Source organism: Micromonospora sp. NPDC047812 (genome assembly GCF_040704175.1).
GTDB lineage: Bacteria > Actinomycetota > Actinomycetes > Mycobacteriales > Micromonosporaceae > Micromonospora.
Map to the genome: position 1 here is coordinate 551,099 of NZ_JBEYRY010000004.1, position 24,673 is coordinate 575,771.

Sequence of the window (24,673 nt, forward strand, 5' to 3'; positions counted from 1 at the left end):
AGCTCCGTACTGGGGACAACGGTCAGGAATCGGTTCCGTCAAGCGCCAGCCTGACGAGGGTGTCGGTGTCGAGCTCGTCGAGGTCCAGGGCCTCGTCGGTGGACTCGTCACCGGCACCGCCGTCAGCGTCGGTGAGGTTGAGCAGCAGGTCCAGCAGCCCGGCCTCGCGGAGGCGGGCCAGCGGGATCGCCGCGAGCGCCTGCCGGACGGCCGCCTCCGCCGGGTCGCCGTCGTCCGCCTGTGCCGCCTCGGGCAGCAGGCCGTCGAGCAGGTTCTCGGCGAGCACGGCCGGGTTCGGGTAGTCGAAGACGAGGGTCGCCGGCAGCGACAGGCCGGTGGCTCCGGTCAGCCGGTTGCGCAGCTCAACCGCCGTCAACGAGTCGAACCCGAGTTCCTTGAAGGCCCGCTGGGGCTTGACCCGGTCCGTGCCCGCGTGGCCGAGCACGGCGGAGGCGTGGGTACGGACCAGGTCGACGAGGTGCCGGACCCGCTCGGGGCGGGGCAGGGCGAGCAGGTGCTCCCGGAGGGCGTCGGCGACCCCGCCCGGCTGCTGCTCCCCGGCGTGGGCGTGCAGCGCCTCCCGGGCCTCGGCGATGTCGTCGAGCAGCGGCCGGGGGCGGGCCGAGGCGTACGCCGGGGCGAAGACCGCCCAGTCGACGTCCACCACGGTCAGCGCCGCCCGGGGCAGGCCCACGGCGTACCGCATGGCGTGCACGGCGTCGGCCGGTGCCATCGCGGTCAGGCCGCGCCGGGCCAGCAACTGCTGGGCCTCGCCGGTGGCCATGCCGCCGTCGGCCCAGGGTCCCCAGGCCACGGACGTCGCCGTGAGGCCCCGTCCACGCCGGTGCCCCGCCAGCGCGTCGAGGAAGGCGTTGCCCGCGGCGTAGGCGGACTGCCCGCCGCTGCCCCACACGCCGGCGATGGAGGAGAAGAGCACGAACGCGTCCAACGGCCGGTCGCCGAGCAGGGCGTCCAGGTGCAGCGCGCCGGCGACCTTGCCGTCGAGGACGCCGGCGAACGCGGCCAGGTCGGTGTCGGCGATCAGGCCGGACTCGCCGGCGCCCGCCGCGTGGACCACGGCCGTCAACGGCGCGGGGTCCTCGTCGAGGCGGGCGAGCAGTGCCGCCACCTGGTCGCGGTCGGCCACGTCGCAGGCGACGACCGACGCCCGTACGCCCTGTGCGGTCAGCTCCTCGCGCAGCTCCATTGCCCCCGGGGCGTGCTCGCCGCGGCGGCTGGTCAGCACGACGTGCGCGGCGCCGTTGGCCGCCGCCCAGCGGGCCACGTGGGCGCCCAGGGCGCCGGTGCCGCCGGTGACGAGCACCGTGCCGGAGGGCCGCCACCGCTCCGCCGTGTCGGGGGCGGCGGGTGCCGAGCGGACCAGGCGGCGGACGAACACCCCGGAGGGACGTACGGCCAGCTGGTCCTCGTCGCCGGAACCGGTCACCACCCGCGCCAGCCGGTCCCACGCCGTCGCGTCGACCTGGTCGGGCAGGTCCACCAGTCCGCCCCACAGCTGGGGGTGTTCCAGGCCCGCCACGAGCCCCAGGCCCCAGAGCCCGCTCTGGGCGACGCCGTGCACCGGGTCCCCGTCGCCGGTGCTGACCGCGCCCCGGGTCAGGCACCACAGCCGGGTCGTCGCCCCGGTGTCGTGCAGGGCCTGGAGCAGCAGCAGCGTGGCGGCCGTCCCGACCGGTACGGCCGGGTGGGCCGGGTGCGGCTGGTCGCGGAGGCCGAGCAGGGACAGCACGCCGGTGACGGGCCCGTCGGCCAGCGCGTCGGTCAGCCGGCGGGCGAGGTCCGCCCGCTCGGTGCCGACCGGGTCGACGGTGAGCCGGACCACGTCGGCGCCGACCTCGGCGAGGGCCTTGGTGACCGCCTCCGCCCGGGTGCCGTCGGCCAGGTCGTCCTGCGCCGTCACGAGCAGCCACGTGCCGGGCCGCGCCGGTTCGGCGGTGATGTCGGTCCGCTTCCATCCGACCCGGTACGACCACGCGTCCACGACCGCCCGCTGCGTGCGCGCCCGGTGCCAGGTCGACAGGACCGGCAGGGCCGGGGTGAGGGCGTCCAGGGCCGCGCCGTCGTCGCCGAACTGCGCGGCGAGGGCGCTCAGGTCGCCACGTTCGACGGCGGTCCAGAAGTCGGCGTCGCCGCCGTGGGTCGCCGTCTGCCGCCGCCGGCCTGCCGGCTCGGGCCAGTACCGCTCCCGGTGGAAGGCGTACGTGGGCAGGTCCACCCGCCGCGCGCCGCTCTCGGCGAACCACGGCTGCCAGGACACGGGAACCCCGTGCACGTGCAGCTCGGCAAGGGCGTGCAGCAGCGCCTGCGTCTCCGGCCGGTCGCGACGCTGCACGGTGACGGCCAGCACGCCGTCGTCGCCGGGCAACACGTCGGCCGCCATCGCCGTCAACACACTCTGCGGACCGACCTCCAGGAACGTGTCCACACCGGCGGCCCGCAGCGCGGCGACACCGTCGGCGTAGCGGACGGCCTCGCGCACGTGCCGCACCCAGTACTCGGCCGTGCGGATCTCGTCGGCGTCAGCGAGTGCACCGGTCACGTTCGACACGACCGGCAGCATCGGCGCCGCAAAGGTGAGTCCGGACAGGACCGTACGGAACTCGTCAAGCATCGGCTCCATCAACGGACTGTGGAACGCGTGGCTCACGGTCAACCGGCGGGTGCGGACACCCCGCTCCCGCCAGACCCGCTCCACCTCGTCCAAGGCATCGACCGCACCGGAGACCACCACGGCCGTCGGCCCGTTGACGGCAGCGATGCCGACCCGGTCGCCCAGCCCGGCGATCGACTCGACCACCGCCGCCTCGTCCGCCGCCACCGCCAGCATCCCGCCGCCGGCCGGAAGGGCCTGCATCAACCGGCCCCGCGCCGCCACCAGCTGACACGCGTCCGCCAGCGACAACACCCCGGCCACGTACGCGGCCGTGACCTCACCGATCGAGTGACCGGCCAGCAGGTCCGGCACGATCCCGAACGACTCCACCAACCGGAACAGCGCCACCTCGACCGCGAACAACCCCGCCTGGGTGAAGACGGTCTGATCCAGCAACTCCGCCTCGGGGCTGCCCGCCGACGCGAACAGCACCTCCCGCAACGGACGCGGCAGCAGCGGATCGAGGTGCGCGCACACCTCTTCAAGGGCGGAGGCGAACACCGGGAACTCGGCCGACAGCTCCCGACCCATGCCGGCACGCTGCGCGCCCTGACCCGAGAACAACAGCGCGAGCTGACCGCGCGCGGCGGCGGAACCGGTCACGACGGCACCGGAGGGCTCGCCCGCCGCCACCGCCGCGAGGCCCGCCAGCAGCTCGTCCCGGCTCGCACCGGAGACGACCGCCCGGTACTCCAACGCCGAGCGCGACACCACGGACGACCACGCCACGTCCACCGCGCGCAGCTGCCCGTCCGCCGACAACCAGCGCGCCCACCGGCCGGCCTGCGCCGACAGCGCGGCGGCGTCGCGGGCGGACAGCAGCACCGGCACGACCGGCGGCACGTCGCGGGCGACAATCTCGCCCTCGATCGCCTCGGCGGGCGGCTGTTCGATGATCACGTGGGCGTTGGTGCCGGAGATGCCGAACGACGACACCGCCGCCCGGCGCGGCCGGTCCACCTGCGGCCACGGGGTGGGTTCGGTGGCGAGGGCCACCGCCCCGGAAGCCCAGTCGATGTGCGGCGACGGCTCGTCCACGTGCAGCGTCGGCGGCACCAGGCCGTGCCGCATCGCCAGCACCATCTTGATCACGCCGGCCACGCCGGCCGCCGCCTGGGCGTGGCCGATGTTCGACTTGATGGAGCCGAGCCACAGCGGCTCCCGGCCCTGCCGGTCCTGCCCGTAGGTGGCCAGCACGGCCTGCGCCTCGATCGGGTCGCCGAGCGTCGTTCCCGTGCCGTGCGCCTCGACCACGTCGACGTCGGACGCCGACAGCCGCGCCGACGCGAGGGCCTGGCGGATGACCCGCTGCTGCGACGGGCCGTTCGGCGCCGTCAGGCCGTTCGACGCGCCGTCCTGGTTCACGGCGCTGCCGCGTACCACCGCCAGGACGCGGCGGCCCTCGCGTCGCGCGTCGGACAGCCGCTGCACCAGCAGCACGCCGACGCCCTCGGACCAGCCGGTGCCGTCGGCCGACGCGGCGAACGACCGGCACCGGCCGTCGGCCGACAGGCCCCGCTGCCGCGAGAACTCCACGAAGGTGCCCGGCGTCGCCATCACCGTCACGCCACCGGCCAGCGCGAGGTCGCACTCACCGCTGCGCAGCGCCTGCACGGCGAGGTGCAGCGCCACCAGCGACGACGAACACGCCGTGTCGACGGTCACCGCCGGGCCCTCGAGGCCGAAGGTGTACGCCACCCGGCCCGACAGCACGCTGCCCGAGTTGCCGGTGCCGATGTAGCCCTCGACCTCGGGCGTCTCCATGAGTCGCGTCGAGTAGTCGTGGTAGATGACCCCCGCGAACACGCCGGTCCGGCTGCCCCGCAGGCCCGACGGGTCCAGACCCGCCGACTCGAACGTCTCCCACGACGCCTCCAGCAGCAGGCGGTGCTGCGGGTCCATCGCCAGGGCCTCGCGCGGCGAGATGCCGAAGAAGCCGGGGTCGAAGTCCGCCGCCCCGTACAGGAAGCCACCGTGTCGGGTGTACGAGGTGCCGGCGTGGTCGGGATCCGGGTCGTACAGCGACTCCAGGTCCCAGCCCCGGTCGGCCGGAAACTCCCCGATGCCCTCGCCGCCGGTGCTGACCAGCCGCCACAGCTCGTCGGGAGACTCCACGCCGCCCGGGTAGCGGCAGGCCATGCCGACGATCGCGATCGCCTCGTCGGCGTCACCGGCCGTCGACTCGTCGGCGGCGACGACGCCGGGCCGGGTGCCGGCGAGTTCCGCGTACACGTGGGCCGCCAGGGCCTGCGGGGACGGGTAGTCGAACACCAGGGTCGAGGTGAGGCGCAGGCCGGTCGCGCCGTTCACCCGGTTGCGCAGCTCGACGGCGGTCAGCGAGTCGAAGCCCAGGTCCTTGAACGCCCGGTCCGCCGGCACCGCCTCCGCGCCGCCGTGCCCGAGCACCTGCGCGACCAGGCCGCGCACCAGCTGGTCCACCTGCGCGAGGCCGTCCTCGGCGCCGAGGCCGGCTAGCCGGTCGGCCCAGCCGCCGGCGCCCTGCCCGGCGCGGCGGCGGGTCGTCGCCACGTCGACCAGGTTGCGCAGCATCGGCGGTACGACCGCACCGGAGGCCGCCGCCCGCAGCGCGGGTACGTCGATCACGGCCGGCACCAGCACCGCCCGCTCGGCCCCCACGGCGGCGTCGAACAGCTCCAGCCCGGTGCGGGCGTTCATCGGCCGGAGTCCGGCGCGCGCGGTCCGGGCCCGGTCGTTGCCGCCGATCGAGGCGGCCATGCCGGCGGTGTCCCAAATGCCCCACGCCAGGCTGACCGCCGGCAACCCCAACTGCCGCCGGTACACCGCCAACCCGTCCAGGAACGCGTTACCCGCCGCGTACGCCGACTGACCCGGCGAACCCAACACCCCCGCCACCGACGAGAACATCACGAACAGATCCAGGTCCAGCGACGCCGTCGCCTCGTGCAGCAGCCACCCGGCCGACACCTTCGGCGCCAACACTCCGGCAAGGCGCTCGTCGGTGACCCGCTCGATCACCCCGTCGTCCAGGACACCGGCGGTGTGCACCACACCCGCCAGCCGGCCCCCGGCGACGACCTCGCCGACCAGCCTGGACACCTGGTCCCGGTCCGTCACGTCACAGGCCACCACCCGCACCGACGCACCCGACGCCGACAGCAGCTCGGACAGCTCAGCAGCGCCCGCGGCCTCCGGGCCACGCCGCGACACCAGCACCAGCGACCGCACGCCGTGCATCGACACCAGATGCTCCGCCACCAGCGCACCCAGCGCGCCCGTACCGCCGGTCACCAGCACCGTGCCGTCACCCACCACGGCGCCGTCCGCCGGCGCCGGGGCGACCGCACGCACCAGGCGCGGCACGAACACCGCGCCGGAGCGGACGACCAGCTGGCCGCCGGCCGGGTCGGCGGCGAACCGGGCCAGGATGCCGAGCACGCCGGGGTTGATCGCGTCGTCGACGTCGGCCAGGACGATGCGGCCCGGGTGCTCGGACTGCGCGGAGCGCAGCAGGCCCCACACGGCCGCCGCCGCCAGGTCGGTCACCCGGTCCTCGTCGCGGACGGCCACCGCGCCCCGGGTCACCACCACGAGCTTCGAGTCCGCCAGCGCGTCGACGGCCAGCCACGCCCGCACCAGGCCCAGCACGTCGGCGGTCACCGCGCGTACGGCCTGCGCCGGGTCGGCGTCGTCGGCGCTCGACGCGGCCGGCGTGAACAGCAGCAGGCGCGGCGGCGCGATGCCGGCGTCGATCGCGGCGCGCAGCTGCCTGATCGTCTCGGCGGAGGGGCCGCCGGGCACGCCCGGCAGGGCCGGCCCGCCCAGCACCGCCCAGCCCGACGCGTCGTCGGCCGGTTCGGCCTCCTCGGCCTGCCAGACCACCTCGAACAGGGAGCGGGACGCCGCGCTCGCGGCGGCCACGCCGGTCAGCTCGCGCAGGACGAGGGAGTCCACCGACACCACCGGCGCGCCCGACTCGTCGTACGCGCTCAGCCGCACCGCCGAACCGTCGCGGGTCAGTCGCACCCGCAGCAGCCCCGCGCCCGAGGCGTGCACCTGCACACCCTCGAACGCGAACGGCACACGCGGCCCACCCGACTCCTCCGCACCCGGCAGCAGCCCGATCGGGTGCAGCGCCGCGTCCAGCAACGCCGGGTGCACGCCGAAGCGCGCCGCCTCCGCCGCCGCCTCCTCCGGCAGCACCACCTCGGCGTACACGTCGTCACCGCCGGTCCACACCCGACGCAGCCCCTGGAACGCCGGCCCGTACGCCAGGCCGTGCCCGAGCAGCGCCGGGTACCAGCCGGTCAGGTCCACCTCGGTGGCGCCGGCCGGCGGCCAGGCGGTCGTCCGCGGCTCGTCGGCGGTCGCCGGTTCGAGCACGCCCTCCGCGTGCCGGGTCCAGCCCGCCTCGGGGTCGTCGTCGGGGCGGGAGTAGACGGCGACGGGACGCTGCGGCGACTCCGACGCGGACACCCGCACCTGGATCCGTACGGCGCCGGACTCGGGGAGCACCAGCGGCACGAGCACCGTCAGGTCACGCAGCCGGGGCAGGTCCACCTCGTCGCCGGCGCGCACGGCCAGCTCCACCAGCGCCGTACCCGGAACCAGCGTCACGCCGGAGACCACGTGGTCGGCCAGCCAGGAGTGGGTGGTCAGGGAGATCCGGCCGGTCAGCACGACCTCGTCGTCGCCGGCCAGGTCCACCGCCGCGCCGAGCAGCCCGTGCTCCGCCACGCCGAGACCGGCGCCGCTGACGTCGCCGGCCCGCAGCCGGCCCACGGCCGGCCAGAAGCGCTGCCGCTGGAACGGGTACGTCGGCAGGTCGACCGGGCGGGTCGCGCCCGGCAGGAGTGCGGTCCAGGTGACCGGCACGCCGTGCGCGTGCAGCTCCGCCAGCGCGTGGAGCAGCGACGCCGGTTCGGCCCGGCCGGGGCGCAGCGTCGCCACGACCGCCGCCGACGGCGCGGCGTCCTCGTCGGGCAGGCAGGCGCCCACCATGCCGGCGAGCACCGCGTCGGGGCCCAGTTCGAGGAACGTGCGGACGTTGCGTTCGCGCAGGCTCGCGACGCCGTCGGCGAACCGGACCGTCTCCCGGACGTGCCGGACCCAGTAGTCAGGGGTGCCGATCTCGTCGGGGTCGACGACCTGGCCGGTCAGGTTCGACACGATCGGCAGGACCGGCCAGTGGAAGGTCAGCCCGTCGAGCACCTGCCGGAACTCGTCGAGCATCGGCTCCATGAGCGGGCTGTGGAACGCGTGGCTGACGGTCAGCCGGCGGGTGCGCGCGCCCCGGTCCCGCCAGAGCCGCTCGACCTCGTCGAGGGCCTCGACGGCACCGGAGACCACCACGGCGGTCGGGGCGTTCACCGCCGCCACGCCGACCCGGTCGGTCAGGCCCGCGATCGACTCGACCACCGCCTCCTCGGCGGCGGCCACGGCCAGCATGCCGCCGCCGGTGGGCAGCGCCTGCATGAGCCGGCCGCGTGCCGCGACCAGCGCGCACGCGTCGGCCAGGCGGAACAGGCCGGCGACGTGCGCCGCCGCGATCTCGCCGATGGAGTGCCCGGCCACCAGGTCCGGCACGACCCCGAGCGACTCCACCAGCCGGAACAGCGCCACCTCGACGGCGAAGAGCCCCGCCTGGGTGAAGACCGTCTGGTCCAGCAGCTCCGCCTCGGCGGAGCCCTCGGGTGCGAACAGCACCTCCCGCAGCGGGCGCGGCAGCAGCGGGTCGAGGTGCGCGCACACCTCGTCCAGGGCGGTCGCGAAGACCGGGAAGGCCGCGTACAGCTCCCGGCCCATGCCGGCACGCTGCGCGCCCTGACCGGAGAAGAGGACGGCGGTCCGGCCGGTCCGGGCGACCCCCCGCACGACGGCGGCCGAGGGCTCGTCGTCGGCCAGCGCGCCGAGGGCGGCGAGCAGTCCGGCGCGGTCGCCGGGCAGCAGCACCGCGCGGTGCTCGAAGGTGGTCCGGCCGGTGGCGAGCGCCCGGCCGACGTCGGCGACGGTCAGCTCCGGCTCGGCGTCGACCAGGGTCCGCAGCCGGCGCGCCTGCTCACGCAGGGCGGCGTCGTCGCGGGCCGAGAGGACGCAGGCGACGAGGTCGCCCGGGACGCCCGTGGCGGGCGGTGCGGGCTGCGCCGGGGCGGGCTCCGGGGCCTGCTCGATGATGGTGTGCGCGTTGGTGCCGCTGATGCCGAACGACGACACCGCCGCGCGGCGGGGCCGGTCCTGAGCCGGCCACGGCCGCGCCTCGGTGAGCAGGGCGACCGACCCGGTCGTCCAGTCGATGTGCGGGGACGGCTTCTCGGCGTGCAGGGTCGGCGGCAGCACGCCGTGCCGCATCGCCAGCACCATCTTGATCACACCGGCGACGCCGGCCGCCGCCTGGGCGTGGCCGATGTTCGACTTGACCGACCCCAGCCACAGCGGCCGGTCCTGCGGCCGGCCCTGCCCGTACGTGGCCAGCAGCGCCTGCGCCTCGATCGGGTCGCCGAGGGCGGTGCCGGTGCCGTGCGCCTCGACGGCGTCCACGTCGGTCGTGGCGAGCCGGGCGTTGGCGAGCGCCTGCCGGATCACCCGCTGCTGGGCGGGGCCGTTCGGCGCGGTCAGGCCGCTGCTGGCGCCGTCCTGGTTCACCGCGCTGCCGCGGACGACGGCGAGGACGCGGTGACCGTTGCGCTGTGCGTCGGAGAGGCGCTCCAGCAGGAGCATGCCGACGCCCTCGGCGAAGCCGGTGCCGTCGGCGCCCGCGCCGAACGCCTTGCACCGCCCGTCGGGCGACAGGCCGCGTTGCCGGGAGAACTCGGTGAGCATGCCGGGGGTGGACATGACGCTCACCCCGCCGGCGAGCGCGAGCCGGCACTCGTCCTGCCGCAGCGCCTGGGTGGCCAGGTGCAGGGCCACCAGTGACGACGAGCAGGCGGTGTCGACGGTGACCGCGGGGCCCTCCAGGCCGAACAGGTAGGAGATCCGGCCCGAGGCGACGCTGCCGGCGCTGCCGTTGCCGACGTGGCCGCCCAGTTCGTCGTCGGTGCCGGCGGCCTGGGAGGCGTAGTCGTGGTAGATGAGTCCGACGTAGACGCCGGTGCTGCTGCCCCGCGCCGCGTGGGGGTCGATGCCGGCCCGCTCGAAGGCCTCCCAGGACGTCTCCAGCAGCAGCCGCTGCTGCGGGTCCATGGCGAGGGCCTCCCGGGGGGAGATCCCGAAGAAGGCGGCGTCGAACTGTGCGGCGTCGTGCAGGAAGCCGCCCTGGCGCGGTACGGCGTCCTCGCCGCCGGCGCGCAGGTCGTCGAGGTTCCAGCCCCGGTCGGTGGGGAAGGGCGAGATGACGTCGGCGCCGTTGGTGACCACGTCCCAGAGCTGCTCGGGCGTCTGCACGTCGCCGGGGAACCGGCAGGCCATGCCGATGATGGCGATCGGCTCGTCGAGGGCGGCTGCGGTGCCCACCGCGGCGGGCCGGTCCACGGCCGCCGCGCCACCGAGTTCCTCGTCGAGGAACTCGGCGAGGACCACCGGGGTGGGGTAGTCGAACGCCACGGTCGCGGGCAGCCGCAACCCGGTCGCGGCGGAGAGCCGGTTGCGCAGCTCCACGGAGGTGAGCGAGTCGAAGCCCAGTTCCTTGAAGGCGCGCTGGGCGTCGACGCTCTCCGCCGAGCGGTGCCCGAGTACGGCCGCCACGCTGCCGGCGACCAGGTCGAGCAGGTGCCCGCGCCGCTCCGCCGGGCTGAGCATCGCCAGCCGGTCCCGCACCGAGGCGGTGTCCGCCAGGCCGCGGCCGACCGCGCGCCGGGCCGGGCCGCTGACCCGGACCACGTCCCGCAGCAGGCTGGGCACGGTCTGGCCGGTCGACCGTGACGCCGCCGGCAGGTTCATCAGGACGAGGTGCGCGTCGCCGCGCTGCCGCGCCAGCTCGAAGAGCGCGACGCCCTGCTGGTCGGTCAGCGGGGCGCTGGTGGCGCGGATCGCCTTGCGGTGTTCGGTGCCGCCCAGGTGGGCCGTCATGGCGCTGCTGGTGGCCCACAGTCCCCAGGCGAGGCTGGTGGCGGGCAGGCCCTGCTCCCGGCGGTGCCGGGCGAGGGCGTCGAGGAACGCGTTGGCGGCGGCGTAGTTGCCCTGCCCAGGGGAGCCGAGGGTGGCCGCGACCGAGGAGAAGAGCACGAACGCGGACAGGTCCAGGTGCCGGGTCGCCTCGTGCAGCGCCCAGCCGGCGTCCACCTTCGGCGTCAGCACGGCGTGCAGGGCCGGCGCGTCGAGCGAGCCGATGGTCGCGTCGGCGATCACCCCGGCGGTGTGGACGACGGCGGTCAGCGGGTGCGCCGGCTCCACCAGTTCCAGCAGCCGGGTCACCTGCGCGGGGTCGGCCACGTCGGCGGTGCCGACGGTGACCCGGGCGCCCGCCCGGGTCAGCTCCTCGACCAGGTCCCGGTACTGCTCCGGGCCACGCCGGGAGGCCAGCAGCAGGTGCCGGGCCTGGCCGGTGGCGACGAGGTGCCGGGCGAACACGCCGGCGAGGGCGCCGCCCGCGCCCGTGATCAGCACGGTGCCGTCCGGGTCGGCGGGCGCGGGCACCCGCAGGACGACCTTGCCGATGTGCCGGGCCTGGCTGATGTGCCGCAGCGCCTGCCGGGCCTGCCGCACGTCCCACGCCCGTACGGGCAGCGGCCGCAGCGCGCCCCGCGCGAAGAGGTCGAGGACCTCGGCGAGCATCTCGCCGATGCGCCGGTGCCCGGCCTCGTTCAGGTCGAACGCGCGGTAGGTCACGCCCGGGTGCCGGGCGGCGACCACGTCCGGGTCGCGCACGTCGGCCTTGCCCATCTCCACGAACCGGCCGCCGCGCGGCAGCAGCCGCAGCGACGCGTCGACGAACTCGCCGGCCAGGGCGTCGAGCACCACGTCCATCCCGGCGCCGCCGGTGGCCGCGCCGAAGGTCTGCTCGAACTCGGTGGTCCGCGACGACGCGATCCGCTCCTCGGCCACCCCCAGGCCCCGCAGCACGCCCCACTTGCCGGGGCTGGCGGTGGCGAACACCGTCGCGCCCCAGTGCCGGGCGAGCTGGATCGCCGCCATGCCGACGCCACCCGCGCCGTTGTGGATGAGCACCGACTCGCCCGCCCGCAGCCCGGCCAGGTCACGCAGCGCGTAGTACGCGGTCAGGAAGACCACCGGCACCGACGCGGCCTGCGCGAAGGACCAGCCGACGGGGATCTTCGCGACGAGGTCGCGGGTGGCGATCACCTCGGGGGCGAAGGCGGGCTCGAACATGCCGAGCACCCGGTCGCCGGGCGCCAGGTCGGTCACGCCGGGGCCGACCTCGACCACCACGCCCGCGCCCTCGCTGCCCATCACCGCCGTCGGGTCCGGGTACATGCCCAGGCCGATCAGCACGTCCCGGAAGTTGAGACCGGCCGCGCGCACGGCGATGCGTACCTGGCCCGCGTCCAGGGCGACGGCCGTGGCGGGCACCATGCCGATGCCGTCCAGGGTGCCGGGGCTCACCGCCCCGACCTGCCACAGGCCGGCCGGCGGGACGAGTTCGTCGGCGGCCGGACCGGTGGACCGGCCCAGGCGGGGGGTACGCACCTCGTCGCCGCGTACGGCCACCTGCCCGCCGGTGGGCGTCGGGTCGTCGGCCACGGCGGCCAGCAGGGCGAGGGTGGCGGGGGTGAGTTCGCCGTCGACGTCGGCGAGGACGATCCGGCCCGGGTGTTCGGACTGCGCGGAGCGCAGCAGGCCCCAGACCGCCGCGCCGGGCAGGTCCCGCACCGCGTCGGCGGGGGTGGCGACCACGGCGCCACGGGTCAGCACCACCAGGGTCGTGTCGGCCAGGGCCGCGCTGTCCAGCCAGGACCGCACCACGGCCAGGACCCGGGCGGTGGCCGCACGGACGAGGTCGGGCAGGTCGCCCTCCGCCGTGCCGGCGGGCACGGGCAGGACCAGCGCGCGGGGCGCCTCGACCGACCCGGCCGCGACCGCCGCGGTCAGCTCGTCGACGGCCGGGAACACCGGCGTGGTCAGGCCCGCCGGCGCGTCCCCGTCGCCGAGCAGCACCCAGCCGGAGACGTCCCCCGCCGGGGTGACCGCTTCGGGCTGCCACGTCACCTCGAACAGCGACCGCTCCGCGGCCTCCGCGCCGCTGGCGTCGGTCATCTCCCGCAGGGCGAGCGACTCGACGGACACCACCGGCGCGCCGGACTCGTCGCCGGCCACCAGCCGCACGCGCGAGCCCGACCGGGTCAGCCGTACGCGCAGCGCCCTGGCGCCCGACGCGTGCACCTGCACGCCCTCGAACGCGAACGGCACGCGTGGCCCGCCGGACCGCTCGGTCAGCAGCAGCCCGACGGGGTGCAGCGCGGCGTCCAGCAGCGCGGGGTGCACGGCGAAGCTGGCGGCGTCGCCGGCCGCCTCGTCCGGCAGGGCGACCTCGGCGTACGCCTCGTCGCCGGCGGTCCACAGCCGCCGCAGGCCCCGGAACGCCGGCCCGTAGGCCAGGCCGCGCTCCGCAAGTGCCGGATACCAGCCGGCGAGGTCCACCTCGGTGCCCCCGGTCGGCGGCCAGGGGCCCAACGTCGGCTCGTCGGTGGCCTGCTCCAGCAGGCCGTCGGCGTGCCGCGTCCACGTGTCCTCGGGGTCGCCGTCGGGCTGCGAGTGCACCGCCACGGGCCGGGCGCCGGAGCCGTCGGCCGCGCCCACGCGCACCTGCACGCGGACCGCGCCCGAACTCGGCAGCACCAGCGGCGCGGCGACGGTCAGCTCCCGCACCCGCGAGGCGCCGACCTCGTCCCCGGCGCGCACCGCCAGTTCGACCAGGGCGGTGCCCGGCAGCACCAGCGCGCCGCCGACCACGTGGTCCGCCAGCCAGGGGTGCGTCGACGCCGACAGCCGGCCGGTCAGCACGACCTCGTCGTCGCCGGCGAGGCGCACCGCCGCGCCGAGCAGCCCGTGTCCGGCCGCGCCCAGCCCCGCGCCCGACACGTCGCCGGTCGCGGACCGGTCGACCGCCGGCCAGAACCGGTCCCGCTGGAAGGCGTACGTGGGCAGGTCGACCGGGGTGGCGCCGGAGCCGGCGAACACGCTCGTCCAGTCGACGGACACGCCCGCGACGTGCAGGTCGCCGAGGTTGGCGAGCAGTTGGTGCGGACCGTTCTCGTGGCGGCGCAGCGAGCCCACCACCACGCCGGTGCCGGCGGCCCGGTCGAGCGCGTCCTGGACGGCCACCTTGAGCACGGGGTGCGGGCTGACCTCGACGAAGGCCCGGAAGCCCTGCTCGATCAGCCGGTCCACGACCGGCGCGAGCCGGACGGTCTCGCGCAGGTTGCGGTACCAGTAGTCGGCGTCGAGCTCGGCGGTGTCGATCAGCTCGCCGGTGACGGTGGAGTGGAAGGCCACCGTGGTGGACCGCGTCCGCACCGTGCCGAACCCGGCGATCACGTCGTCGCGGATGGCGTCGACCTGGCCGCTGTGGGCCGCGAAGTCGACGGCGACCTGCCGGGCGCGGATGCCGCGCTCGGCGCAGTGCGCGAGCAGTTCGGCGACCGACGACGAGTCGCCGGCCACCACGGTCACGGCGGCGCCGTTGAGGGCGCCGACGGAGAGGCTTCCCCGCCACGGCGCGATGAGCTGCTCGGTGTCGGCGGCCGGGAGCGGGACGGAGACCATGCCGCCCCGGCCGGCGATCGCCAGCAGGCCGCGGCTGCGCGCCACGACGAGCCGCGCCGCGTCGGCGAGGGTCAGCGCGCCGGCGACGCAGGCGGCGGCGAGTTCCCCCTGCGAGTGCCCGACGACGGCGGCCGGTTCGATGCCGCACGAGCGCCAGAGCTCCGCGAGGGACACCATGACGGAGAAGAGCGCGGGCTGGACCACGTCCACCCGGTCCAGGGGCGGCGCACCGGGCGCCTCCCGGAGGACGTCCTCTAGGGACCAGTCGACCAGCCGGGACAGTTCCTCGGCGCACTCCGCCATCCGCTGCCGGAAGACCGGGGAGGTCTCCAGCAGGTCCAGCGCCATCCCCTGCCACTGGGAGCCCTGGCCGGGGAAGACGAAGACGACCTTCGGCGTGGCGTCCACGCCGGCCGGCGGGCTGTCGGCGGAGGCGAGGGCGGCCAGTCGGGTGACCGCGTCGTCGCGGTCGGCGGCCACGACGACCGCGCGGTACGGGTGGTGGGCCCGCTGGGTGGCCAGGGAGAACCCGAGGTCGAGCGGCTCCGGCGCGGCGTCGCCGGCGAGCAGCTCGCCGAGGCGGGCCGCCTGCGCCCGGAGCGCGCGGGGGCTCCTGCCGGACACCGGCAGGGGCACGGCGGCGGGCCCGACCAGGCCGGGAAGGTCCCCGGCCGGCGGGGGCGCCGCCGGGGTCGGCTCGTCGGGCGCCTGCTCGATGATGGTGTGCGCGTTGGTGCCGCTGATGCCGAACGACGACACCGCCGCCCGGCGCGGCCGCTCCACCGCCGGCCACGGCCGCGCGTCGGTGAGCAGGGCGACCGCCCCGGCGCTCCAGTCGACGTGCGGCGAGGGCTCGTCCACGTGCAGGGTCGGTGGCAGCACGCCGTGCCGCATCGCCAGCACCATCTTGATCACGCCGGCGACACCCGCCGCGGCCTGCGCGTGACCGATGTTCGACTTGATCGATCCGAGCCAGAGCGGTTCCCCGCCGTCGCGGTCCTGCCCGTAGGTGGCCAGCACCGCCTGCGCCTCGATCGGGTCGCCGAGGGTGGTGCCGGTGCCGTGCGCCTCGACGGCGTCCACGTCGGCCGGAGTCAGCCGCGCGTTCTCCAGGGCCTGCCGGATCACCCGCTGCTGGGACGGGCCGTTCGGGGCGGTAAGCCCGTTGGACGCGCCGTCCTGGTTGACGGCGGAGCCCCGCAGCACGGCGAGCACCCGGTGCCCGTTGCGCCGGGCGTCGGACAGGCGCTCCACCAGCAGCATTCCGACGCCCTCGGACCAGCCGGTGCCGTCGGCGCCGGCGGCGAACGCCTTGCACCGCCCGTCCGGGGCCAGGCCGCCCTGCCGGGAGAACTCGGAGAACATGCCGGGCTGCGCCATCAGCGCCACCCCGCCGGCCAGCGCCATGTCGCACTCGCCGCCGCGCAGTGCCTGGGCGGCGAGGTGCAGCGCCACCAGGGACGAGGAGCAGGCGGTGTCGACGGTGACCGCCGGGCCTTCGAGGCCGAACGTGTAGGCGACCCGCCCGGAGGCGACGCTGCCCGCCGTTCCGGTCAGCAGGTGCCCCTCGAGGCCGTCGAGGTCGTCGCGTCCGCTGGTGGCGTAGCCGGAGGAGGCCGCGCCGATGAAGACACCGGTGGCGGTGCCGCCGAGCGCGGTGGGGTCGATGCGGGCGTACTCGAAGCTCTCCCAGGCGGTCTCCAGCAGCAGCCGCTGCTGCGGGTCCATGGCGAGGGCCTCGCGGGGGCTGATGTTGAAGAAGCCGGCGTCGAAGTCGGCCGCGTCGTAGAGGAAGCCGCCCTGGTCGGTGACGGTGCCGCCGGCCTGGTCGCCGTCCGTGCCGTACAGCCGGTCGAGGTCCCAGCCGCGGTCGGTGGGGAACCCGCCGATCGCGTCGGCTCCGGAGGTGACGAGCTGCCACAGCTGCTCGGGGGTGGTCACGCCGCCGGGGTAGCGGCAGGCCATGCCGATGATGGCGATCGGTTCGTCGGCGTCGGCGGTGACGACGGTACGGACCGTGGTGCCGGCGCCGGTGGACGGGCCGAGCTGCGCGAACAGGTGCTCGGCCAGCCGGGCCGGGGTGGGGTGGTCGAAGGCCAGCGTGGCGGAGAGCCGCAGCCCGGTCGCGGCGCCCAGCCGGTTGCGCAGCTCCACCGAGGTCAGCGAGTCGAACCCCAGGTCCTTGAACGCCCGGGCGGCGGGGACCGCCTGCGCCGAGGCGTGACCCAGCACCGTGGCGGCCTGTCCGCAGACGAGGTCGACCAGCGCCTGCCGGGCGTCCGCCTCGGACAGGCCGCCGAGGCGGTCCCGCCACGACGTCCCGGCGGTCGGCTGGTCGGTGGCGGTGCGGCGTCGGCCGCCGCCGCGCAGCAGGTGCCGCATCAGCGGCGGTACACCGCTCGCCTCGCCGGTGAGGTGGAGTCGGGCCGCGACGACGACCGGTTGGACCGCCGGCAGTGCGGCGTCGAAGAGTTCGGCGCCCTCGGCCGGGGAGAGCCGGCTCATGCCGACCCGCCGCAGCCGCTGCCGGTCGTCGCCGTCGAGGTGCGCGGTCATCGTGCTGTCGGTGGCCCACATGCCCCAGGCGACGCTGGTGGCGGGGAGCCCCTGCTGCCGGCGGTGCTGCGCGAGGGCGTCGAGGAACGCGTTCGCGGCGGCGTAGTTGCCCTGCCCCGGGGAGCCGAGGGTGGCCGCGACGGAGGAGAACAGCACGAACGCCGACAGGTCCAGGCGCCGGGTCGCCTCGTGCAGGGCCCAGCCGGCGTCGACCTTCGGCGCCATCACCGTACGCAGGGCGGACTCGTCCAGCGAGCCGATGGTGGCGTCGGCGATCACCCCGGCGGTGTGCACGACGGCGGTCAACGGGTGCGCCGGGTCGATCCCGGCGACCAGCTCGGTGACCTGCGCGGGGTCGCTGACGTCGACCGTCACGGCGGTGACGGTGGCGCCCGCGTCGGTCAGTTCCCGGACCAGGGTGGCGTAGTCGTCGGCACCGTCGCGGCCGGGTGCGCGGCGGGAGGCCAACAGCAGGTGGCGGGCCTGGCCGGTGGCGACGAGGTGCCGCGCGAGCACGCCGGCCAGGGTCCCGGACGCGCCGGTGAGCAGCACGGTGCCCTCGGGGTCCACGGGCGCGGGGACGCGCAGGACGACCTTGCCGACGTGGCGGGCCTGGCTGACGTGCCGCAGCGCCTGCCGGGCCTGGCGCACGTCCCACGCCCGGACGGGCAGCGGCCGCAGCGCGCCCCGCGCGAACAGGGCGAGGACCTCGGCGAGCATCTCGCCGATGCGGGTGCTGCCCGCCTCGTTCAGGTCGAACGCGCGGTAGGTCACGCCCGGGTGCTCGGCGGCGACCGCCTCCGGGTCGCGCAGGTCGGCCTTGCCCATCTCCACGAACCGGCCGCCGCGCGGCAGCAGCCGCAGCGACGCGTCGACGAACTCGCCGGCCAGGGCGTCGAGCACCACGTCGACCCCGGCGCCGCCGGTGGCCGCGCCGAAGGTCTGCTCGAACTCGGTGGTCCGCGACGACGCGATCCGCTCCTCGGCCACCCCCAGGCCGCGCAGCACGCCCCACTTGCCGGGGCTCGCCGTCGCGTGGACGGTGGCGCCCAGGTGGTGGGCGAGTTGGATGGCGGCCATGCCGACGCCGCCCGCGCCGTTGTGGATGAGCACCGACTCGCCCGCCCGCAGCCCGGCCAGGTCACGCAGCGCGTAGTACGCGGTCAGGAAGACCAGGGGGACGGACGCGGCCTGGGTGAAGGACCAGCCGGCGGGCATCCTGGCGATGCGCTCCCGGTGGGCGACCGCCTGCGGGCTGAACCCGAGCTCGAACATGCCCATCACCCGGTCGCCGGGGGCCAGGTCGGTCACGCCGGGGCCGACCTCGACCACGACGCCCGCGCCCTCGCTGCCCATCACCGCCGCCGGGTCCGGGTACATCCCCAGACCGATCAGCACGTCCCGGAAGTTCACCCCGGCCGCGCGCACGGCGATGCGCACCTGCCCCGCGCCCAGCTCCACGGGCGTGGCCCGAACCGGCCCGATCCCGTCCAGGGTGCCGGGCGTGACGGGGGCGAGGTGCCACGGCCCGGGCGGCGGCGTCAGCTCGTCGCCCACCGGCCGTACCAGCCTCGGCACGAGGGTCCGCTCGCCCCGCACCGCGAGCTGGCCGCCGGAGACCGACGGGTCGGCCGCGGCACCGGCCAGCACGGCGAGGGTCGCGGGGGTCAGCTCGCCGTCGACGTCGGCGAGGACGATCCGCCCCGGGTGCTCCGACTGCGCCGAGCGCAGCAGTCCCCAGACCGCGGCGGCAGCCAGGTCGGTGACCCGGTCGTCGTCCCCGGCGGCCACGGCGCCCCGGGTCACCACCACGAGCTTCGTGTCCGCCAGCGGCTCGGCGGCGAGCCAGGACCGCAGCACCTCCAGCACGTCGTTGGTGACCGCCCGCACGGCCTCCGGCACGGCGACGCCGGGATCGCCGGCGGGCACCGTCAGCAGCACCTGCCGGGCCCTGGCCCCGCTCGCCGCCAGCGCCGCCACGTCCGCGAAGACCGGCAGCTCCGGCAGCGCGGCCGGCGCCGGCCGGCCCAGCGCGGCCCACCCCGGCAGGTCGTCGACGCCGGTGATCTCGTCGGCCTGCCAGGCCACCTCGAACAGCGACCGGGCGGTGGCGCCCCGGGTCGCCGTACCGGTCATCTCCCGCAGCACCAGGGAGTCCACCGACACCACCGGCGCGCCCGAGCCGTCGCAGGCGACCAGCCGCACCCCGGAGCCGTCCCGGGTCAGGCGCACCCGCAGCGTCCTGGCCCCCGAGGCGTGCACCTGCACGCCCTCGAACGCGAACGGCACGCGCGGCCCGCCCGCCGCCTCCGACGCCAGCAGCAGCGCCACCGGGTGCAGCGCGGCGTCCAGCAGCGCCGGGTGCACCCCGAACGCGCCCGCGTCCGCGGCCGCCCCGTCCGGCAACGCCACCTCGGCGAACGCCGCGCCGTCGGCCGTCCAGGCCCGCCGCACGCCCTGGAACACCGGCCCGTACGACAGGCCGTGTTCCGCCAACGCCGGATACCAGCCGGTCAGGTCCACCTCGGTCGCGCCCGCCGGCGGCCACGCACCCACGCCCGGCTCGTCGGTCGACACCGGTTCGAGCGCACCGTCGGCGTGCCGCACCCACTCGCCGTCGCCGTCGTCCTCGGGCTGGGAGTACACGGACACCGACCGGACGGCGGAGTCGTCGGCCGCGCCGACGCGCACCTGCACGCGTACCGCACCGGACTCCGGTAGCACCAGCGGCGCCGCCACGGTCAGCTCCCGTACGCGCGACGCGCCCACCTCGTCGCCGGCGCGCACCGCCAGCTCGACCAGCGCGGTGCCCGGCACCACCACGGCACCGCCGACCACGTGGTCCGCCAGCCACGGGTGCGTCGACGTCGACAGCCGGCCCGTCAGCACCACCTCGTCGTCGCCGGCGAGGCGCACCGCCGCACCGAGCAGCGGGTGCCCCGCCACGCCCAGGCCGGCGCCCGACACGTCGCCGACCCGCCACGGCACCACCTCGGGCCAGAACCGCTCCCGCTGGAAGGCGTACGTGGGCAGGTCCACCCGCCGCGCCCCGGTGTCGGCGAACCACTCCTGCCAGGTCACCGGGATCCCGTGCACGTGCAGCTCGGCCAGCGCCGCCAGGAGCGCCTGCGCCTGCGGCCGGTCCCGGCGCTGGGTGGCGACGGTCAGCACGTCGTCGTCGGGCAGGACGTCCGCCGTCATCGCGGTCAGCACGCTCTGCGGGCCGACCTCCAGGAACGTGTCGACCCCGGCGTCGCGCAGGGCCGCGATCCCGTCGGCGTAGCGCACCGCCTCGCGCACGTGCCGCACCCAGTAGTCGGCGGTGCGGATCTCCTCGGCGTCGGCCAGCGCCCCGGTCAGGTTCGACACGATCGGCAGCGCGGGCGCGGCGAAGGTCAACCGCTCGACGATGCCGCGGAAGCGCTCCAGCACCGGCTCCATCAGCGGGCTGTGGAACGCGTGGCTGACGGTCAACCGGCGGGTACGCACACCCCGCTCCCGCCAGGTCCGCTCCACCTCGTCGAGCGCGTCGACGGCGCCGGAGACCACGACCGAGGTCGGGCCGTTCACCGCCGCGACGCCGACCCGGTCGGTCAGCCCGGCGATCGACTCGACCACCGCCGCCTCGTCGGCGGCCACGGCGAGCATGCCGCCGCCCTCCGGCAGCGCCTGCATCAACCGGCCCCGCGCCGCCACCAGCAGGCAGGCGTCCTGGAGGGACAGCACCCCGGCCACGTGCGCGGCGGCGATCTCACCGATCGAGTGCCCGCCCACGAAGTCCGGCACCACGCCGAACGACTCCACCAGCCGGAACAGCGCCACCTCGACGGCGAACAGCCCGGCCTGGGTGAACGCGGTCTGGTCGAGCAGCTCCGCCTCGGCGGAACCCTCCGGCGCGAACAGCACCTCCCGCAGCGGGCGCGGCAGCACCCGGTCCAGGTGCCCGCACGCCTCGTCGAGGGCGGCGGCGAAGACGGGGAACCCGGCGTACAGCTCCCGGCCCATGCCGGCACGCTGCGCGCCCTGGCCCGAGAAGAGCACCGCCAGCGGGCCCCGGTCCCCGGCCTGGCCCGTGACCACCGTGCCCGACGGCGCTCCCGCCGCCAGGGACTCCAGGCCCGCCAGCAGGCCCGCCCGGTCCTCGGCGAGCAGCACCGCGCGCCGGTCGAGCGTCGACCGGGACACCACCGACGACCAGGCCACGTCGAGCGGGCGCGGCTCCTCGTCGTCGCCCAGCCAACGGGCCAGCCGCTCGGCCTGCGCGGACAACGCGGCCGGCTGCGCGGCGGAGAGCAGCACCGGCGCGACGACGGGACGGCGGGACGGGGCGGCCTCGTCGGCAGCCGCGTCGGGGGCCGGGGCCTGCTCCAGGATCAGGTGGGCGTTCGTGCCGCTCATGCCGAAGGACGACACGGCGGCCCTGCGGACGTGGTCGCCGCCCGTCCACGGGCGGGCCTCGTCCAGCAGGGACACGGCGCCGGTCGACCAGTCGACGTGCGGGGACGGCTGGGCCACGTGCAGGGTGGGCGGCAGCACGCCGTGCCGCATCGCCATCACCATCTTGATGACGCCGCCGGCGCCGGCGGCGGCCTGCGGGTGACCGATGTTCGACTTCAGCGAACCCAGCCAGAGCGGTCGGTCGGCGGAGCGTCCCTGACCGTACGTGGCGAGCAGCGCCTGCGCCTCGATCGGGTCGCCGAGCCGGGTGCCCGTGCCGTGCGCCTCGACCACGTCCACGTCGGACGGGCTGAGCCGGGCGTTCTCCAGCGCCTGCCGGATGACCCGTTGCTGCGAGGGGCCGTTGGGAGCGGTCAGGCCGCTGCTGGCGCCGTCCTGGTTCACGGCGCTGCCCCGGATCACCGCCAGGACCGGGTGGCCGTTGCGCCGGGCGTCGGAGAGCTTCTCGACGAGCAGCATGGCGACGCCCTCGGACCAGCCGGTCCCGTCGGCGTCGGCGGAGAAGGCCTTGCACCGGCCGTCGGAGGCGAGCCCCCGCTGGCGGGAGAACTCGACGAAGGCGCCGGGCGTGGCCAGCACGGTCACGCCGCCGGCGACGGCGAGGGAGCACTCGCCGTCGCGCAGGGCCTGACCGGCGAGGTGCAGGGCGACCAGCGACGAGGAGCAGGCGGTGTCGATCGTGACGGCCGGGCCCTCCAGCCCGAAGGAGTACGCCAGCCGGCCGGACATGACGCTCGCGGCCGTGCCGGTGAGGACGTAACCCTCCGTGCCCTCGGGCAGTTGCCGCAGCACCGACGTGTAGTCCTGCCCCGCGGTGCCGACGAACACCCCGGTACGGCTGCCCCGCACCGACGCGGCGTCGATGCCGGCCCGCTCGAAGACCTCCCAGGTCACCTCGAGCAGGAGCCGCTGCTGCGGGTCCATGGCCAGCGCCTCGCGCGGCGAGATGCCGAACAGGGTCGGGTCGAACAGGCCGGCGTCGCGCAGGAAGCCGCCCCGGTTGCTGTAGGTGGTGCCGGGGTGGTCCGGGTCGGGGTCGTAGAGCCCGTCGAGGTCCCAGCCCCGGTCGTCGGGGAACGTGCCGGTGGCGTCCACCCCGCCCGCGACCAGGTCCCAGAGGTCCTCCGGCGAGGCCACCCCACCGGGGAAGCGGCAGGCCATGCCGACGATCGCGATCGGCTCGGCGTCCTCGTTCTCCAGCTCGGTCAGGCGACGGCGCGCCAGGCGGAGCTCGGAGGTCACCCACTTCAGGTGTTCGAGGAGCTTGTCTTCGTCCGCCATGACCCACCCGCCCAGAGCTTGCTATCGATCGGAATCTGCCGATTCGTTGACCACACCACCGCCGACGGACCGGCTTCGTGCACAGGTGGGTGGAGACATGGCCGCTCGGCTCACGATCCCGACACCTGTTCCCGATTCCGGTTGTCGTGCCTGCTCAGGAGCCCGCCACGCCGGGCCGTCCCGCCGACACATGCCCGCCACCGTGACTGGACGGTACTGAGCGCCCATCACGCGCCCAACCCCTAGAGAACCCCTGATCGACCGGCCCGCTCGGGCCGTCGCGGCGGGCCCCCGAGGCAGCGGTGACCAGCGGCGAGGACCACTCAGGCGGGTTGTCCGGCGACCGCCGGCAGGATGCGGCGCAGTCGTCCCGGAGGCGTCGAGCGGCGACGCCACTCCCGTGGGTAGCCCACCGAGACCTCTTCGAACCGGACCCCGTCGTACCAGGTGGTGCGCGGGATGTGCAGGTGGCCGTAGACGGCGACGCGGGCGTCGAAACGGACGTGCCAGTCGGCGGTGGCCTCGGTGCCGCACCACTGCGCGAACTCCGGGTACCGCAGGATCCGGGTGGGTTCGCGGACGAGCGGGAAGTGGTTGACCAGGACGGTGGGGAGGCCACCGCGTTCCGCGGTGAGGCGGCGCTCGGTCAGGGCCAGCCGCGCCCGGCACCAGGCGTCGCGCGTCGGGTACGGGTCCGGATGCAGCAGGATCTCGTCGGTGCAGACCACGCCGACCTCGTGGGCCCGCGCCAGGGCCTGCTCCTTCGTGTACGTCCCGGCCGGCCGGAAGCTGTAGTCGTAGAGCAGGAACAGCGGCGCGATCAGGACCGGGTCGTCGCCCTGCGGGTCCCAGACGGGGTACGGGTCCTCCGGAGTCACCACCCCGAGCCCGCGGCACAGCTCCACCAGGTGCTGGTAGCGCGCGTCTCCCCGCAGCTGGATCGGGTCCTCGCGGGGGGTCCAGAGCTCGTGGTTGCCGGGAGCCCAGATCACCTTGGCGAACCGGCGGCTGAGCAGTCCCAGCGCCCACTCGATGTCGGCGGCGAACTCGCCGACGTCGCCGGCGACGATGAGCCAGTCGCCGTCGCGCTCCGGCCGTAGCCGTTCCACGATGGCCTTGTTCTCCGCGTGGACCACGTGCAGGTCACTGATGGCGAGCAACTGAGGCAGGCCGGATCCGGCCATGCGGACCTCCCGTCCATCCGGGGTACCGCACGCACCCACATCCGTACCGCTCGGCTGCCGGTGGGCAGGGCGAGACGGCCTGACGGGCTTTGACCCTACGGAGCCGGGCCCGCACAGGCACACCCCTAGACGGGCCCCGCGCACCCCTAGGCGACCGTGGGCCTGGCCGGCGTCGGCCAGGTCACGGCGTACGCGTCGAGAGGCGCCGACCGTCCGCTCAGGACTTGCCGAACTCCCGCTGGATGATGTCGAAGAGTTCCTCCCGGCTCGCCGACTCCAACTCCTCCCCGGCGGCCGGCGCCGGGGTGGCGGCGGGTCGTCCCCGCCACCTGGCCACCAGATCCTCCAGCCGGCCGATGACGGCGTCGTCGACCTGGTCGCCCGGCAGCCCGCCGAGGAGCTTGTCGAGGCGCTCGATCTCCGCCGCGATCGGCAACGCCGGCTGATCGGGCGCCAACTCGGCCCGCAGGTGACCGGCGAGCGCGGCCGGCGTCGGGTGGTCGAAGACGAGGGTGGCGGGCAGCCCGATGCCCGTCGCGGCGGTCAGCCGGTTGCGCAGCTCGACGGCGGTGAGCGAGTCGAAGCCCAGTTCGAGGAAGCCGCGGGTGGGCCTGATCCCGCTCGGCGTGGCGTGGCCCAGCACCGCCGCGGCGGTGCCGCGGACCAGGTCGAGCAGGATGCGGTCGCGCTCCGGCCCGGAGGCGGCGGCCAGGCGCTCGCGCAGCGCCGACGCCGCGCCACGGTCCTCGTTCTTCGGCGCCTCCCCGCCCTGCGCGGGCTGCGCCTCGGGGATGTCGGTGAACAGCCGAGACGGACGCAACGCCGTGAACGACGGCACGAACCGATCCCACCGCACATCCGCCACCACCACCTGACCCTC

At 76.0% G+C, this 24,673-nt stretch carries 3 protein-coding genes; all 3 read right to left on the minus strand.

Going from position 1 to position 24,673, the window contains the following annotated elements; genetic code table 11:
• Positions 1 to 22: 22 nt before the first annotated feature.
• Entirely contained in the window at positions 23 to 22,609 is a 22,587-nt protein-coding gene (locus AB0883_RS19890) for a type I polyketide synthase (protein ID WP_366642642.1), read from the minus strand.
• Between the two features lie 323 nt (positions 22,610 to 22,932).
• Complete coding sequence (locus AB0883_RS19895) at positions 22,933 to 23,793, minus strand: metallophosphoesterase (RefSeq protein WP_366642643.1); 861 nt, start codon at positions 23,791 to 23,793, stop codon at positions 22,933 to 22,935.
• A 217-nt stretch (positions 23,794 to 24,010) separates the two neighbouring features.
• A partial coding sequence (locus AB0883_RS19900) for a phosphopantetheine-binding protein (RefSeq protein ID WP_366642644.1) occupies positions 24,011 to 24,673 on the minus strand: 663 nt, incomplete at its 5' end.

Excerpts from the sequence above, each read along its gene's own strand:
- AB0883_RS19890 (WP_366642642.1), bottom strand. The coding sequence starts at position 22,609 with ATGGCGGACGAAGACAAGCTCCTCGAACACCTGAAGTGGGTGACCTCC.
- AB0883_RS19895 (WP_366642643.1), bottom strand. The coding sequence starts at position 23,793 with ATGGCCGGATCCGGCCTGCCTCAGTTGCTCGCCATCAGTGACCTGCAC.